The 15,579-nt window shown below is 46.5% G+C and carries 14 protein-coding genes and 4 rRNA genes (1 of these 18 running past the window's edge); 1 reads left to right on the top strand and 17 read right to left on the bottom strand.

Annotated features, from left to right (window positions below; genetic code table 11):
- Nucleotides 1-59 precede the first annotated feature (59 nt).
- From SWOL_RS00335 to metG, 4 genes are all read right to left on the bottom strand, one after another.
- Nucleotides 60-674: a YhcN/YlaJ family sporulation lipoprotein gene (locus SWOL_RS00335; RefSeq protein ID WP_011639521.1), complete on the bottom strand. Its 615-nt coding sequence runs from the start codon at nucleotides 672-674 to the stop codon at nucleotides 60-62.
- 167 nt (nucleotides 675-841) lie between these two features.
- Complete coding sequence (locus tag SWOL_RS15015) at nucleotides 842-1,804, bottom strand: 3D domain-containing protein (RefSeq protein WP_011639520.1); 963 nt, start codon at nucleotides 1,802-1,804, stop codon at nucleotides 842-844.
- 565 nt (nucleotides 1,805-2,369) lie between these two features.
- Complete coding sequence (locus tag SWOL_RS00325; protein ID WP_011639519.1) at nucleotides 2,370-3,140, bottom strand: TatD family hydrolase; 771 nt, start codon at nucleotides 3,138-3,140, stop codon at nucleotides 2,370-2,372.
- Nucleotides 3,141-5,078 (bottom strand): methionine--tRNA ligase, encoded by a 1,938-nt coding sequence (gene metG, locus SWOL_RS00320; protein ID WP_011639518.1) that lies wholly within the window; start codon nucleotides 5,076-5,078, stop codon nucleotides 3,141-3,143.
- A gap of 470 nt (nucleotides 5,079-5,548) precedes the next feature.
- Here metG and SWOL_RS00315 point away from each other — a divergent pair, with 470 nt between their 5' ends.
- Complete coding sequence (locus SWOL_RS00315) at nucleotides 5,549-5,800, top strand: AbrB/MazE/SpoVT family DNA-binding domain-containing protein (RefSeq protein WP_011639517.1); 252 nt, start codon at nucleotides 5,549-5,551, stop codon at nucleotides 5,798-5,800.
- A gap of 134 nt (nucleotides 5,801-5,934) precedes the next feature.
- Here the strand turns inward: SWOL_RS00315 and rsmI are convergent, their stop codons facing one another.
- The 13 genes from rsmI to SWOL_RS00250 form a co-directional block, all read right to left on the bottom strand.
- Nucleotides 5,935-6,786 (bottom strand): 16S rRNA (cytidine(1402)-2'-O)-methyltransferase, encoded by an 852-nt coding sequence (rsmI, locus tag SWOL_RS00310; RefSeq protein ID WP_011639516.1) that lies wholly within the window; start codon nucleotides 6,784-6,786, stop codon nucleotides 5,935-5,937.
- Between the two features lie 10 nt (nucleotides 6,787-6,796).
- Nucleotides 6,797-7,552, bottom strand: a complete 756-nt coding sequence (locus SWOL_RS00305; protein ID WP_011639515.1) for a tRNA1(Val) (adenine(37)-N6)-methyltransferase — start codon at nucleotides 7,550-7,552, stop codon at nucleotides 6,797-6,799.
- 3 nt (nucleotides 7,553-7,555) lie between these two features.
- Entirely contained in the window at nucleotides 7,556-7,831 is a 276-nt protein-coding gene (locus SWOL_RS15190; protein WP_049750064.1) for an initiation control protein YabA, read from the bottom strand.
- Entirely contained in the window at nucleotides 7,779-8,495 is a 717-nt protein-coding gene (locus SWOL_RS00295) for a PSP1 domain-containing protein (RefSeq protein ID WP_011639513.1), read from the bottom strand. The genes SWOL_RS15190 and SWOL_RS00295 overlap by 53 nt, the downstream gene beginning before the upstream one ends.
- A gap of 254 nt (nucleotides 8,496-8,749) precedes the next feature.
- Nucleotides 8,750-9,712: a DNA polymerase III subunit gene (locus SWOL_RS00290; RefSeq protein WP_011639512.1), complete on the bottom strand. Its 963-nt coding sequence runs from the start codon at nucleotides 9,710-9,712 to the stop codon at nucleotides 8,750-8,752.
- A gap of 20 nt (nucleotides 9,713-9,732) precedes the next feature.
- Nucleotides 9,733-10,182, bottom strand: coding sequence for a YaaR family protein (locus SWOL_RS00285; protein ID WP_011639511.1), 450 nt, complete (start codon nucleotides 10,180-10,182; stop codon nucleotides 9,733-9,735).
- 143 nt (nucleotides 10,183-10,325) lie between these two features.
- Nucleotides 10,326-10,979: a dTMP kinase gene (tmk, locus tag SWOL_RS00280; RefSeq protein ID WP_242649342.1), complete on the bottom strand. Its 654-nt coding sequence runs from the start codon at nucleotides 10,977-10,979 to the stop codon at nucleotides 10,326-10,328.
- Nucleotides 10,980-11,015: 36 nt separating this feature from the next.
- Nucleotides 11,016-12,458, bottom strand: coding sequence for an aminotransferase class I/II-fold pyridoxal phosphate-dependent enzyme (locus SWOL_RS00275; protein WP_041427230.1), 1,443 nt, complete (start codon nucleotides 12,456-12,458; stop codon nucleotides 11,016-11,018).
- A 119-nt stretch (nucleotides 12,459-12,577) separates the two neighbouring features.
- Nucleotides 12,578-12,772 (bottom strand): sigma factor G inhibitor Gin, encoded by a 195-nt coding sequence (locus SWOL_RS00270; RefSeq protein WP_207635307.1) that lies wholly within the window; start codon nucleotides 12,770-12,772, stop codon nucleotides 12,578-12,580.
- A gap of 174 nt (nucleotides 12,773-12,946) precedes the next feature.
- Nucleotides 12,947-13,055 (bottom strand): 5S ribosomal RNA (gene rrf / locus SWOL_RS15185).
- Nucleotides 13,056-13,169: 114 nt separating this feature from the next.
- A 5S ribosomal RNA gene (rrf, locus tag SWOL_RS15180) occupies nucleotides 13,170-13,278 on the bottom strand.
- 114 nt (nucleotides 13,279-13,392) lie between these two features.
- Nucleotides 13,393-13,506: ribosomal RNA gene (gene rrf / locus SWOL_RS00255) — 5S ribosomal RNA — on the bottom strand.
- A 54-nt stretch (nucleotides 13,507-13,560) separates the two neighbouring features.
- Nucleotides 13,561-15,579, bottom strand: a 23S ribosomal RNA gene (locus SWOL_RS00250); it runs 1,512 nt beyond the window's last position.

The raw sequence follows: 15,579 nt of genomic DNA, 5'->3' as shown, positions 1-15,579 counted from the left end.
GCCACGGGGGTTCCAAAAAAATAACCCGAGAGTATCTTGCTCCCGGGTTATATTATTAACTAATAAGTGGTTTTTTGCTGTCTTAAGCTGGAATCAATATTCATTATGTCTTTTTCAAAAGTCTTAATCGGTTTGCCTTCGAGAATTCCGGCAGCTACATCCGTAATACGCTTGACCAAATTAGGATCAGTTGTTACCAATACCTGGGATATGCGACGATCGCCGGCTTTAAGTTTGTTCATTACTTTGGATTTTATTTGGTTGCTTTTATTCATGTCATTATTGCCCGGCTTCAGGGTCAACCCTACCATAACAATCATTCCTTGGGGCTCGCTTCGATTGATGCCTGCATCGCTGCCGATAGTATTATCGTTTAGGTTTTTGGCCGTAGCCCGGTTCATTTGAGCATTTGCTTTGGTGTTTCCGGTAATATTGTTGGCTACGCCAATATCAGCAACAACTACTGTAGCTTTTTCTACCCCTTTCACTTGTTCCGCCATTTTGGACAGTTTACTGGCCAGGACTCTCCTTTCACTGGGGGTCATTTGACTAGTCTGCGTTGGTTTTTTAGCGGAAGGAGCCATGGGCTTCTTAGCGGTCGTCTTTTGGCAACCACCGGCCAATAGCATAAACATTAAACTGAAACATAGCAAATAAAGCAGTTTTTTCTTCATTTATTTTCACCTCCTTTTTCTATTCCTCTTATAGGTTTCTGTACTTTTTAATTTTTAAATCATGGAAAAAATAAACAAAAAAATACCCGCCCTAAAAACTTAAAGACGGGTATTTTAATGCTTATTTTCCCCTTATTCCTTCATCGGGGAGACGAATTTGGGGATACTTATTCGAGTATATAGACTTTTACGGTTCGATTCCCCCAGTTTAAGCATTGGGATCGTTCTTCCATAAAGAGATCCAGGCGGTTTCCTTTGATGGCTCCTCCGGTATCAGCGGCCTCAGCATAACCATAACCCTCAATATAGAGCTTGCTTCCCATTGGAACAACACTGGGATCAACCGCTACCAAACCCACCGCCGGTTGTCTTCCCGTAGCAGTATTGCGACCGGTGTAGGTATAAGCAGAGGCATTCATATATTTTGCTTCCCGGAAATCCAAGCGTTGCCCAGCTCTGGAGACACTGGTGATAGTCCCCAGGGCCACCAGCTTATTTACTGGTTCAAGTAGCGTCTTGCTGCCAATTACTTCACGTTTGACTTCTTTACCGTTATGGTAAGTAACCTTAAAGGTGTTTAGAGCTACCCCGTTCTTCCCCTGTTTGATGGTCCTGCTCAATCCTCTCTCCAGGGTGTTGTCGCTGGTTCTTTCCATCTGGAAAGCAATGGGCTCTTTTACTTCCTGTTCTTCCTGAGTGACGCGGATAATCTCAATCTCCTGGTTAGGGATGGTTAGGGAGGTGGCAGTGGTTTTAATAATATCCTGCTCTCCCAGCTGGAATCCTGCTAATTTGATAGCCTCTTTAATTGAAACCGGTATGCTTAATACTTCCCGGCTACAACCATCGGCTACAACTTTCACTTTAAAAGCCCTGACTACAGTGATCTTCATCTTTTTCTTTACCGGAGCATTTAATGAAGGTTCAACTTTGTCTTTTTCCTTAAGCGTTATGTGGTTTTTATCCAGAACCTCCCTTACGGTTCCAGAAAAGAAAACACTGCTTTTTATTAGCTTGCCATCAACCTCAATACTTACTGGTTTTTGCAGGGCAAAGAACAGGCTTACCAGCAGAACCAGGCCCAATACAGCGGCCAGGTAAGCTCGTTGCTTAGACCACACAATACCCATTTCATTCCTCCTTCTCCTTTTGTCCCAGACCATAAGGCCTGAGATACAACTACATTCTAAGCAAAATTAACCCCAGAAGTCAAACTTGGCCTCCAATTTATGGTTGATTTGCCTTATTATGTAGTCGCTACAGTCAACCTCTTTTAAATTCTTATCCCTTTACATCCATTTTATTCTTGGAAGGGAAAAAAGATTGCTGAAAAAGGAAATTTTCCCTTAAAGGAGTTTGTCGAAATAGGTAAAGCCTTACTTTTCTTCCTAATCAATCTTGACTCTACTGCAAAAACCCCTTTTTGCTGCATAGGGTTGCATAAATATGCAAAGCGAGCGTTGGCGAAGCATGGATGCAAAACCCGGCGAAGTTTTGCGGCGAAAGGGGGCGAGCGACAGGACGTCGCGAGAGCGCTATCACCCTGCGGGTGTCACTATTAAGGTTGTGACCAGGACGGGAGATTAGCGCGGTACCCCTTGAGCCATGAGACGAGCCGTTGGTGTTGCCCATGCGGAGACTGCGAGCGGAATATTTATGCAAGCTGATGCATAATTATTACTTTTTGCAGCGGAATCAATCTTTGATACGGTAGATTCTCCGAGCATTCTGGCTGGTAATATAGGCGATTTCTTCTTCGGTTTTATGGCGCAATTCTGCCAGTTTCCTGGCAGTATGTACTACTAATGCCGGCTCATTTCTTTTTCCCCGGAAGGGTTCCGGGGTTAAGTAGGGACAGTCCGTTTCTATTAAAATCCGCTCCAGCGATACTCGGGCCGCTACCTCCTGGGTCTTTTTGGCATTCTTAAAAGTTAGGGGACCGGCAAACGAGATATAAAAACCCTCTTTCATCAGTTCCACCGCCAGAGGCAGATGACCGGAATAGCAGTGCATAATACCTTCATTTTTCCCGGCCTTTTCCTTTTTGATAATATCCAAGACCTCCTGGTGGGCATCACGATCATGAATAACCAGCGGTTTATAGAGCTCATGGGCCAGTTTTATCTGTTCTTTAAAGGCTTTCCTCTGTTCTTCGGGGGAGGAAAGGTTGCGGTAATAATCCAGTCCGGTTTCTCCAATAGCCACCACTCGGGGGTCACGGGCCAGGTCGTATAGTTGGGCCAACACCCCAGTGCTCAGGGTTTTAGCATCATGGGGATGTACTCCTACCACCGCATAAACCTCGGGAAACTGGCGGGCCAGCTGCACTGCTTCCACAGAAGTCTCGTAATCATAGCCGATACAGATTATTTTCTCCAGCCCGGCTGTTTTAGCCCGCTGCATAATTTCCTTCCGGTCCTGGTTAAAGGCGGGATCCTGCAAATGAGCATGGGTGTCTATTAACATCTATTTCACCCGGCTTCCAGAAGGTACATCCTGATCCACCAGCAAAACCTCCACCTTATCTCCATCAGCGGCCAGTATCATCCCCTGAGACAATACCCCTCTTAATTTTACCGGCTTCAAGTTGGCTACCAGCACCACTTTTTTACCCAGCAATTCCTCCGGGGAATAATATTGCGCAATACCTGAAACTACTGTGCGTTCTTCCTCTCCCACTCGCAAGCGTAAAACCAGTAGTTTATCAGCCTTCTTCATTTTTTCGCAAGCGATAACTTCAGCTACCCGCAGATCGATCCGGGCAAATTCCTCAATATCAACCAATTCCGTAACAGCGGGCGGGCTCTTCTCCACTTTTTTCTCCCCGGGTGACTCCATAGGCAGTTGCTCTCCAGATTCCAGGGATTTTATATCTATCCGCGGGAACAGGGGCTCGCCCCGGCGAACCTTGCTGCCAGCTTTACAACGACCCCACTCCGCCGCTTCATCCCAATCAAGATTCTGATTAAGGTCAAATATCTCTATTTGACGGTTGGCTCTGGACAGTAGTGTCGGCATGCATGGAGCCAGCATTATCAGGGCGATACGGATGCTCTCTGCCAGGTTATACATGACGCTGGCCAGGCGCTCTTTTTTCGCTACCTCTTTAGCCAAAAGCCAGGGCGCAGTTTCATCGATATATTTATTGGCCCGCGATACCAGCTTGCGAGTAGCCATTATATATGAGGCGAAATCCAGTTTATCCAGTTTTTCAGTAGCTTCCCGGTACGCCTCCCGGGCCGTATTTATTAAATCCTCATCAAGGGCTTCCGCTATACCCGAAACGGGTATAACCCCATCAAAATATCTCTCTATCATGGCTATAGTACGGCTGATAAGATTACCCAGGTCATTGGCCAGATCAGAATTTATACGATTTACCAGCATTTCTTCCGAATAATAGCCATCCTGGCCAAAACTCAGTTCCCTGACCAGGTAGTATCTTACCGCATCAACTCCGTATTTCTTAACCAAAACAACCGGATCAACCACATTTCCCTTGGATTTGGACATCTTCCCGCCCTCCAGCATTATCCAACCATGGGCACAGACCTTTTTGGGCAAAGGTAAATCCAAAGCCATCAACATTATGGGCCAAATAATCGCATGAAAGCGAATTATGTCTTTGGCCATCAAGTGTACATCCGCTGGCCAATACTGCTTAAACTTTTCTTCATCATCCATATAACCTATAGCTGTCAGGTAGTTTATTAAAGCATCAAACCAGACATATACCACATGCTTTTGGTTAAAGGGCACCGGTACCCCCCACTGGAAGGTAGTCCGAGATACACACAGATCTTCCAGACCCATTTTTATGAAGTTGACTACTTCATTACGCCGGGATTCGGGCTGAATAAAATCCGGGTGAGTTTCAATATGCTCCAGCAGGCGATCAGCATATTTAGACATATTGAAAAAATAGCTTTCTTCCTTCAATAGCTCCACTTCACGGCCACAATCAGGGCAATTCCCTTCGGCCAGCTGTCTTTCCGTGAAAAATGTCTCACAGGGGGTGCAATACCAGCCCTCATACTGGGAAATAAAAATATCTCCCTGTTCATAGACCTTGTTGAATATTTTTTGTACTAACTGCTCATGCCGGGCTTCGGTGGTGCGTATAAAATCTGTATGGGTAATCAGCATGGTTTCCCAGAGCTGGCGGATGCTTTCTACGATACCATCCACATACTTGATGGGTTCCATACCTTTCTCCCGGGCCGCTTTTTCGATCTTTTGCCCGTGTTCATCGGTACCGGTCAAGTAAAAAACATCATAACCCTGCATTCGTTTGAAACGGGCCATGCAATCAGCGGCCACGGTGGTATAGGCATGCCCAATATGTAAATTATCGCTGGGGTAATAAATAGGAGTGGTGATGTAATAACTTTTCTTTCTCTGCACTTTCTTTCCTCCCAAAACAATGATTAGCTATAGTTTACCACAAAATTGCTCCCCTATCCCTAGCCTGTCAAGGGGATTATAAACCATAATGATGTTTTCCTTAAGAGCAAAATTAAAGCAGAATAGTTCCGGCTGGTTTTTAGCATCGGAAGAAACTGCAAAGCAGTTTCAACACTGCGCTGCAACGAAGCGGGGCATTAGAACCCGCCGCCTATTTTTTTAATAGGAACCCGACCTCTTAAAGAAGCGGGGAAGATATTTCACCTCGTTATGTTGTTTTTTGCTAATATGGATTTTTCCCTAATTTGTGGTTTTCTTTGACTTTTATCTAGGCCAAAAAAATACATAAATACCTATACTCTTGAGATAACTGTAAATTTTTTGCCCAAAATTGTCATAATTATCTTGACTAATTCTGCCATCTCTGGTACACTCTTGTTGAAGAAGTTTTTGGGAGGAGGGTTGTATATATGCTAAAATCAACTGGCGTTGTCCGTAAGGTGGACGAGTTGGGTCGCATTGTAATTCCGATTGAATTACGTCGAACTATGGGGATAGAGGAAAAGGACGCACTGGAAATCTATGTTGACAGTGAAAAGATAATCCTCAAGAAGTATGAACCTGCATGTATCTTCTGTGGTAATGCAGAAGAAGTGGTCAACTACAAAGGGAAAAACTTATGCAAAAGCTGCCTTACTGAGCTCAGCAAGCAGGTAATCTAGTTCTACATATTAATTTACTATTACAAAAAGCTTTTGTTGCATAAATATTACGCGCGATTGTTGGCAAAGTATAGATGCAACACCCGCCCGGCATTCAGGATTGAAAACTATTCGACTTCCTTCAGCGATAGTTTTCAATCCTGAATGCCGGGTCGTTTTTTTTCGACAAAATATTTGTATAGCTCATTCTTTTTTATACCGTAATTTTTTGCCTTTATCTTGAAGGCTTCTTTTTTATCCATCCCCAAGTTTATTAATTCTTCTGTCTCTGCTATAATGAGCTCCCAGTTTGTTTCGGCGGCTTTATCTTCAGCAGGGGCTATCAAAAGGCATATTTCGCCTCGCGGGGGAGAGGCGCTAAAATGATGCAGCAACTCTCCTGCCGTTCCTCGTCTTATTTCTTCATGTTTTTTTGTTAGTTCCCGAGCTATGGCCAGCTTCCTCTCTGCTCCCATTATTTCTACAATATCAAGCAGGCATTCCCGTAAACGATGAGGCGCTTCATATAAAATAATCGTCTTTTGCTCGCTTTGCAATTGCTCCAGTTCTCCCCTTCGGCGTGAACGACGATGGGGTAAAAAGCCTGCGAAAGTAAAAGCTGAAGTATCCATACCGGATAGAGCCAATGCCGCAGTAAGGGCTGATGGTCCTGGTATTACCTCCAGCGGAATACCTGTTTGTAAAGCCCGTCTTATTAGTTCTTCCCCCGGATCGGAAATAGTTGGCATACCGGCATCGGAAACCAGGGCTATGTTTTGGCCTTGCAGCAACTGGGCTATCAGATAGTCTTCCTTTTCCCGTTTGCTATGTTCATGGTAGCTAATCATGCGGGTTTTTATCTTGAAGCGGTTTAGCAGCTTAATGGTCATGCGGGTGTCTTCACAGGCAATAAGGTCTACCTTGCGCAATGTTTTTAACAGCCTGATACTGACATCATCCAGATTTCCTATGGGCGTTCCGCAGATGTATAATTTACCTGTTTTCAATTTATCATCCTTACTTTGAAAAGCCGTACAATTTTTGCAGTTCGGCGCTGTAAACCCCGGGATTCTCGTAAACGAAAAGCGGAGGCAGGATGGTCAAGCCCCCTGCTCCTCCCTTTTGGCCTTCCAAGAGTATCATTCTAGCCTCTCGTTCCGGCAACGGATAAACCGGTCTTATTCTCCGCAATACCAGTCCATTGGCGGAAAAAAGCCGGGCTATTTCCTGTAGTCTCTCCGCTCTCTGTATAAGACAGAAGCACCCCCTGGGAAGCAGTATATAAGCAGCAGCTCGAACAAGATCGGCGAGCTCCACTTCCAATTCATGGCGGGCAACGGCTTTCTCTGGATTTAGGCTCAATTTCCCTTCTCCCTTTTTCCAGAAGGGTGGGTTGGAAACGACCAGTTCTGCCCCCTGAGGAGGTAAGTATTCCTTTATGTTCTTGATATCAGCCTGAATCAGGTCAATCCTTTCCTCTAGATGGTTGAAGGCAATATTCTTCCTGGCTCTTTTGATCATGCTTTCCTGTATTTCGATACCGGTCACTCGCAAAGAGGGAGCACGGTAAGCCAGCAACAGAGCAATAACTCCGTTTCCGGTGCCCAGATCCACCGCCTGCTTTATTCCGTCCAGTACAGGAAAATGGGCCAGAAGTATTGCATCCAGGGAAAAACGGTAGCCTTCCCGGGATTGAAATAGTTTCATACCGCCCAAAACGAGATCATCCAGGCTTTCCTCCTGGTCGTCCGGCATCATATTTACCTTGTCCACGGTTCACTCCTTCTCCATGAACGCCAAACAAAAAAGACATTCCTCGTTACGGCTTTGCCCAAAAGCAGCCGGACAAATATGATATCCTTCTTTATATACTTTTCCCAGGTTTTCATAGCTTTCTACTTCGATATCCGGCCAGGAAGGCGGCTCTGGTAATTGTGGCGGCTGCCCTAAGCTCGAGTCCCTTTCCAGGTAAGTAACCCGCTCTTTCAGTTGTCCCACCTCAAGAATCAGTTCCCGAATTATTATTTTTAGCTCTTGAACTGTTTTTTCCATGCTGGTTCTCCCCATTTGTTGCGGTATCATAGAGCTCTGATTCATATTTCAAGCAACACATTAAACGCCCGCATATTCCTGAAATCTTGGTGGGATTAAGTGACAAATTCTGTTCTTTGGCCATGCGTATGGAAACGGGTTGGAATTCCCCTAAAAAGGACTTACAGCAAAGTATCCTGCCACAGGCACCAATCCCTCCCAGCATCTTGGCTTCGTCTCTTACTCCGATTTGCCTCAGTTCAATCCGGGTCTTGAATATAGCGGCCAGGTCTTTCACCAGTTCACGAAAATCCACCCGCCCTTCAGCGGTAAAATAAAAAATTATCTTACCCAGGTCAAAGGTGTATTCAACATCGATTAAGCGCATAGGCAGCTGGTGTTCTTTGATTTTTTGCTTACATATATCCAAAGCCTCCCTGCCCTTTTGCTGATTCTTTTCCCAGGTTTTGCTGTCCTCAGGTTTAGCTTTACGGATTACATTTCTTAAAGGTTGTATAAGCTTTTCTCCATCCAGATCTCGTTTTCCCACGGCTACAATACCATACTCCACACCCCGTACAGTTTCAACAATTACCGGGTCTCCTTCTTCCAAATCATGGCCTTCACAAGCAAAATGGTATATTTTACCCGCTGGTTTAAAGCGGACGCCTACCACCCAAACCAATAAAAACTACCCCCTCGATTTTAATATATTAAGAGTTAAAGGCTTGCTAAATCTTAAAATGTTGACACGTACTAACCCCCCATGCTCCAAGGGCCACAACCACCGATGAAAAGTGAGTTAGTAGGGGCTAGAATAGTAAGATGTAGTAGAGAAAAACTTAACCCCCCTCACCCTTCACTTTTCGTATTAACACTTATTATAGTATATATATCAGAACAACCTTCCCCATGATATATCATCCCCATGATATAAAATTAAGAGTTAAAGGCTTGCCAAATTTCATAGCTGATATTAACATTGATAATTAGTGAATTTACATTGCTACGATAATAATTTTTCAAGTTCATTATCTTATCAAGGGCGGCTGTAAGATGCTGAGGCTGCACTTGCCTTATGGAGTTGGCCAGCTCAGAACTACCGGGCAAAACCAGCAGTTCCTCTTTACGGGTTTGCTGGTAAATATTAATATCACGCAACAGGCTTATCAAGAGGTTTACGATTAATTCCGGGGCCAGTTCCATCCTTTCCGCCGACTTATATACTTCGACTATTTCTTCCCCACTCAGATCTGTAATTATATTCCGGCTTGTCTCCCATATCTTTTCATAATCCTTTTCCTGGGCAAAGCGTATAGCAGTAGCCACACTACCTTGTCCCAGGCTGGCAGCCTGAGCAGCCTTTAATGGCTCCACTTCGCGATTACGCAGGATTTGCTCGATATCTTTATCTGCCAGGGAATTAAAGCGAACAAGCTGACAGCGTGATACTATGGTTTCCAAGATATTTTGGTCATCGGCAATCAGGATAATCACGGCGTATTCCGGTGGTTCCTCCAGGTTTTTAAGTAAGGCATTGGCTGCTTCATTACTCATAAGCTGACTGTCCCGAATAATGGCTACTCGTTGGGAAGCCCGGTAAGGCTTCAATCCGAGCCAGGGCTCAAGTTTCTGTGAGATTTGTTCTTTACTTATTACACTTCGCCCTTCTTCCTTTTCCAGGATTAATAAATCCGGGTGTATCTTTTCCCGGAAAAAAACCATGGCGTCATTATCATCCCGGCCAATAATAGCCTGGGCAAAGGCCCGGGCACAAGACATTTTCCCCACTCCCGCCGGACCCAAAAAAAGATAGGCATGGCTTATTGTGCCCGTCTCCAGACTTTTTTGTAGCAGACTGCTCGCCCGTTCCTGTCCCACTATTGAAGAGAAAATATCCATAACTGCACCTCTTGCTTGAGCTATATCATCAAATCCACCAGCATACCTCTTATCTTATCCAGGGTAGTAAGAATATCCACCGCTTCCTTCTTCTTACCGATAAAGTCATTAATGAGCTGTTCTACTTCCTGATCAACGATAGAAATGGTAGTTAGCACGGTTCGACCCCGGCGGTTACGCCCACGTTCCTTTTGGAGCAAATAGGCTTTAGCGGTGGCTTCCTGCAAAAAATTTCTTATCAGTTTTTTATATAACATGAGATCGTTGAGATTTACTTTATGCTTCAGCTGCTCCCCCAGCTTATCCAGCTTCTTGAGAATCTCTTGCATCCGCAGCTGGCTTTCAGCTTCCCTCTTTTGACTAAGCTCCTGCTCGAAACTACTGGCGTTTCCTCGTCTTATTTCTCGGGAATCGGCTTTCCCCAATAGAGAAAAACCTCTTAATTCTTTTTTCCCCCGCTCGATTTTCATTAGCCCTACTCCTTTACACTGAGTCAAGGGGACGGCTACTTTGACTCAGCAGCCCGCCCCAGGGACGGCTAACCCCCTTCAATCCCCAATGTCTGACTACCATTCAGTCTTCCGACTTCCGCCCTCCGTCTTCCGACTTCCGTTTAAGCCCGGCCCCTTGCGGGCCAAATATCTTCTATGTACTCAATAGCTTCCTGCAGAACCTCTTTAAAATCCTTCCCCGCATCCAGGAGCTTGATACGCTCCGATTCTTGCCGGGCTATTTTTAAATATCCCTCGCGTACCCGGCTTTGGAACTCTATCCCTTCTTTCTCCAGACGGTCTGGAATATCCTTTTTCTTTCTCCTCTGCCCCTCAGCCGGGTCAATATCCAGCAACAAGGTTAGATGGGGCTTCAAACCACTGGTACAGAGCTGGTTTAAAGTCGTTAGAAATCCCAGGTCCAAACCTCTTCCATATCCCTGATAGGCAATAGTTGAATCCAGGTAGCGATCAGCCAGAACTATTTTTCCCTGCAAGAGGGCGGGGCGAATAAGCTCTTCCACCAGTTGACTGCGCGCTGCCGCATAAAGAAAAGCTTCCGTCCTGGCTGTTATTTCTTGGTTTTTTTCATCCAAAAGAATTTCCCTGATTTTTTCCGAAATTAGCGTTCCCCCCGGCTCTCGTATACTTAGAACGGGGAATTTGCTAAAATACTGCAGCAATCCTTCTTTAACACTGGTCTTGCCGCAACCATCAATACCTTCCAGGCTGATAAAGAGTCCCTTGTTCTCCATTTCTCTCCATTCCTTTTTCACTCTCAACTTAAGAGCCTGGCAATATAATCCCTGGCTCTACTCTATTATTTTAACATAATTCAAGGCTGGGTCCTGTGGACCTTGTAGCCTTAGTCCAGATTTTTTCAAGTAACGCAGGTAGTCGAGCATAGTGTCATCTATCAGCTCACCGGGCAATAAACAGGGAATCCCCGGAGGATAAGCTGCTATTATCTCTCCCGCGATAGCTCCCCGGCATTCATCCAGTGGCAGGGATATTTTCGTCGCCATATAAGCCTCCCGGGGAGCCAGAATTAAGCAGGGCAGGGGGGGAATTTCCCCTTCTACTAAAGATACGGGAGCCCTCGCCCTATAGTCCCTGGCCAGTTCTTCCAAAGCCCGGTACAATCTTTCCCAATCATCGCCTTCATGAAAAATAGACATTATGGCCAGAATGATTTCCGGAGCAGCAAGCTCCACCTGAATCCGGTACTTCTGCCGGAGTAATTTAGCTAAAGCCAGACCATCGATAATTAACCCCTGCGTAGATATCAATACCTTGAGGGGATCTACTCCTGAAATACCAGGCAGGGCTTTTAATTCTTCTTCCTCAAAACAATGTAAACCTTTAATCTGATTTATCCTGCTTTTGTAGTTTTGAGAAAGGCAAGCGGCCCGCTCCAGTAAAGAATAACCCTCCTCCACCATGAGCTGCCGAGCCAGGTCTATGGAGGCCAAGATAGGATAAGAGGGACTGGTGGTAGTTAATAGACTCCAGGTCGCCAACACCTGCTCCCATTCAACAAATCCTGCTGCCAGGTGAAGGCAGGCTCCCTGGTTTAACACCGGTAAAGTCTTGTGCAAACCATTAACAACTGCATCAGCACCACTTTGCAGTGCGGGGCGAGGATAAGCAGAGTGAAAAGGAAAATGCCCCCCATGGGCTTCATCCACCAGTAGCAGCTTGTTCTTTTCCCTTAATAGCAAAGATATCTGGTCTAACTCAGAGCATGTCCCATAATAGCTGGGACTGCAAAGAAAAACCCCTTTAACCTCGGGATTTTGCTTTAGGAGATGATAGATATCTTCACTGCGGTTAGCCAGAGCTACTCCTAATCCGGGAGCCAGGCGGCAAGGCAGGTAGACGGGCAAGGCCCCCGACAGCACCATTCCCCCGTAAAAAGAACGATGGGCATTGCGCGGTACTATTACTTTTGTACCCTCGGGTAAGAGACTTAAAAACAAAGCGTGTATCCCTGAAGTTGCCCCATTGACCAGAAAAAGGCTTTGTCCGGCGCCAAAGGCATCAGCCAGGAGCGAGCGGGCGCTTTTTATTGCCTGCGTAGGTAAATGCAGGTCATCCAAACCCGGAACCTCGCTGAGATCCATGGCCGCCACCGCTCTTAGCTCTTCAACTTTGAAGCCTTTCCCCCCACTATGCCCAGGCATGTGCAGGCGCAGATTGTTTTCTGCCATATAGCTTTTTAGTGCCGAATATATAGGTGTTGCCTTATGCTGCAAAATTCCAAACCTCCTGAGTGAGTTTGGGGACATTCTTTGACTTATTTTTCCTCCCCACATTCACTCCCTCATTCTACACCAAAGGCCGGTGCTACACCAAACAGCTTTATTATTACTGCCTATCTAAAAAGGGCTTTTATCCTGCTCAATATTTCATTATAATCGGCAGTTTCAGCCGTAAGCTTAACAATGGCCTCTTCACATTTTTGGCAGAGAAAATTGCGCCTTATTTTCATTCCTCCGCAGATTCCTTCGACAGGCACCTCATTGCATATACAGCACCGAGGAAGAAGAATCCCCTTTTTTTCTTCCAATGGGGCAAAAGCATTTTGGGTTAGCATAAAATACCGCCTTCTCTTTAAATTCTATTATAAAGTATGAATATCTTAGCCAAAGTGTTAACACCGGGAAGCAAGGGGATGTTCTTTTTGCTTCCTTCATAAGGACGTGCGGGGGAGGGGTTAAGGTTTTTCCCTATACTCCAGAAATCCTGGCAACGACCTACTCTTCCACGGCTTAACCGCAGTACCATCGGCGCTGGAGAGCTTAACTGCCGTGTTCGGCGACGGCGACGATGTCTCGCCTAGTGTCGACAAATAGAAGCCCGCAGGGCTGACTGACGACTATGGGAACGGGTGGGGCACACCCGGAACAAAACAGAATGTTGTAATTTTGCTTGCTTTTTATGTTCTTCTCCAGAAAATAATTAATTCCTGGCAACGACCTACTCTTCCACGGCTTAACCGCAGTACCATCGGCGCGGGAGAGCTTAACTGCCGTGTTCGGCGACGGCGACGATGTCTCGCCTAGTGTCGACAAATAGAAGCCCGCAGGGCTGACTGACGACTATGGGAACGGGTGGGGCACACCCGGAACAAAACAGAATGTTGTAATTTTGCTTGCTTTTTATGTTCTTCTCCAGAAAATAATTAATTCCTGGCAACGACCTACTCTTCCACGGCTTAACCGCAGTACCATCGGCGCTGGAGAGCTTAACTGCCGTGTTCGGGATGGGAACGGGTGTGGCCTCTCCGCCATTGTCACCAGGAAATTTTATTGCTTTATGAAATTCTTTGGAAACTGCAGGGGAAAGAAAGTTTTTAAGGTCAAGACCTCGATCTATTAGTACCGGTCAGCTTAATGCATCACTACACTTACACACCCGGCCTATCAACCACCTGTTCTTGATGGGATCTTACCTCCTCTCGGAGTGGGAGAACTCATCTTGAGGTTGGCTTCGCGCTTAGATGCTTTCAGCGCTTATCCGTCCCAGACATAGCTACCCAGCGATGCCTCTGGCGAGACAACTGGTACACCAGCGGTCTGTCCATCCCGGTCCTCTCGTACTAGGGACAGATCCTCTCAATTCTCCTGCGCCTGCGATGGATAGGGACCGAACTGTCTCACGACGTTCTGAACCCAGCTCACGTACCACTTTAATGGGCGAACAGCCCAACCCTTGGGACCTTCTCCAGCCCCAGGATGTGATGAGCCGACATCGAGGTGCCAAACCTCCCCGTCGATGTGAACTCTTGGGGGAGATAAGCCTGTTATCCCCGGGGTAGCTTTTATCCGATGAGCGACGGCCCTTCCACTCGGTACCGCCGGATCACTAAGCCCGACTTTCGTCCCTGCTCGAGATGTCTCTCTCACAGTCAAGCTCCCTTATGCCTTTACACTCTTCGCGCGATTTCCATCCGCGCTGAGGAAACCTTCGGGCGCCTCCGTTACTCTTTGGGAGGCGACCGCCCCAGTCAAACTGCCCGCCAGACACTGTCCCTGACCCGGATTACGGGCCCAGGTTAGAATCCCAGCAATTAAAGAGTGGTATCCCACCGTTGACTCCATGAGACCTGGCGACCTCACTTCTTAGTCTCCCACCTATCCTGTACATCAACTACCAAAATTCAATATCAAGCTGCAGTAAAGCTCCACGGGGTCTTTCTGTCCTATCGCAGGTAACCGGCATCTTCACCGGTATTACAATTTCACCGAGCCCCTCGTCGAGACAGTGCCCAGATCGTTACGCCTTTCGTGCGGGTCTGAACTTACCAGACAAGGAATTTCGCTACCTTAGGACCGTTATAGTTACGGCCGCCGTTCACCGGGGCTTCGGCTCAGTGCTTTGCTTGCGCTAACACTTCCTCTTAACCTTCCGGCACCGGGCAGGCGTCAGCCTCTATACTTCATCTTTCGATTTGGCAGAGACCTGTGTTTTTGTTAAACAGTCGCCTGGGCCTGATCACTGCGGCTCTCTCACGCTCATATATGTTAAACATACTCACGCTAATAGAGCACCCCTTCTCCCTAAGTTACGGGGTCATTTTGCCGAGTTCCTTAACGAGGGTTCTCTCGCGCGCCTTAGGATTCTCTCCTCACCTACCTGTGTCGGTTTTCGGTACGGGCACCTGTTACCTTGCTAGAGGCTTTTCTTGGCAGTTTGGACTCAGTGACTTCGCTACTATATTTCACTCCCCATCACACCTCAGGCTTTTCAATGGGCGGATTTGCCTGCCCATTACCCTACGTGCTTGGACGCACTCTTCCATCCGTGCGCTTCACCTATCCTCCTGCGTCACCCCATCGCTTATAGCGGCTTCAGGTGGCACTGGATTCTCAACCAGTTGTCCATCGCCTACGCCTTGCGGCCTCGGCTTAGGTCCCGGCTTACCCTGGGCGGACGAGCCTTCCCCAGGAAACCTCAGGTTTACGGCGGGCAGGATTCTCACCTGCCTTCTCGCTTACTCATGCCAGCATTCTCTCTTCCTAACAGTCCACTGCTCCTTTCGGTACAGCTTCTGCCCATTAGGAATGCTCCCCTACCGATTGAGAAGTGAGAGGTGGGAGGTTGGAGGTGGGAGTTTATTCCCACTTTTCTATCAGTCTGAAGAGTTGTTTTCCTAGTACATCATAATCTTCTATGATTTTTCCATCTTGCATGTATCCTAAATCTTTGCTCAGCTTTAGAAGAACTATCATTTCGTTACTGGATCCTAATGCATTTCTTAAAAAATGCTTGAATTCCTTGGCGGAGTTCTTCCGACCATAGCCTTCGGCTATATTAGCTGGTATGGATACTGCGGCTCTTCTTATCTGATAACCAAGTTCCCTTTTCTCATTC

This window comes from Syntrophomonas wolfei subsp. wolfei str. Goettingen G311 (assembly GCF_000014725.1).
In the GTDB taxonomy this organism is placed as follows: Bacteria; Bacillota; Syntrophomonadia; order Syntrophomonadales; family Syntrophomonadaceae; genus Syntrophomonas; species Syntrophomonas wolfei.
The sequence above is the reverse complement of the archived record's forward strand: the minus strand, read 5'-3'. Positions and strand labels throughout refer to the sequence as shown.

Excerpts from the sequence above, each read along its gene's own strand:
- SWOL_RS15190 (WP_049750064.1), bottom strand. The coding sequence starts at position 7,831 with ATGGAAAAAACAGTTCAAGAGCTAAAAATAATAATTCGGGAACTGATT.
- SWOL_RS15015 (WP_011639520.1), bottom strand. The coding sequence starts at position 1,804 with ATGGGTATTGTGTGGTCTAAGCAACGAGCTTACCTGGCCGCTGTATTG.
- SWOL_RS00290 (WP_011639512.1), bottom strand. The coding sequence starts at position 9,712 with ATGGATATTTTCTCTTCAATAGTGGGACAGGAACGGGCGAGCAGTCTG.
- SWOL_RS00315 (WP_011639517.1), top strand. The coding sequence starts at position 5,549 with ATGCTAAAATCAACTGGCGTTGTCCGTAAGGTGGACGAGTTGGGTCGC.
- SWOL_RS00335 (WP_011639521.1), bottom strand. The coding sequence starts at position 674 with ATGAAGAAAAAACTGCTTTATTTGCTATGTTTCAGTTTAATGTTTATG.
- SWOL_RS00325 (WP_011639519.1), bottom strand. The coding sequence starts at position 3,140 with ATGTTAATAGACACCCATGCTCATTTGCAGGATCCCGCCTTTAACCAG.
- SWOL_RS00285 (WP_011639511.1), bottom strand. The coding sequence starts at position 10,182 with ATGAAAATCGAGCGGGGGAAAAAAGAATTAAGAGGTTTTTCTCTATTG.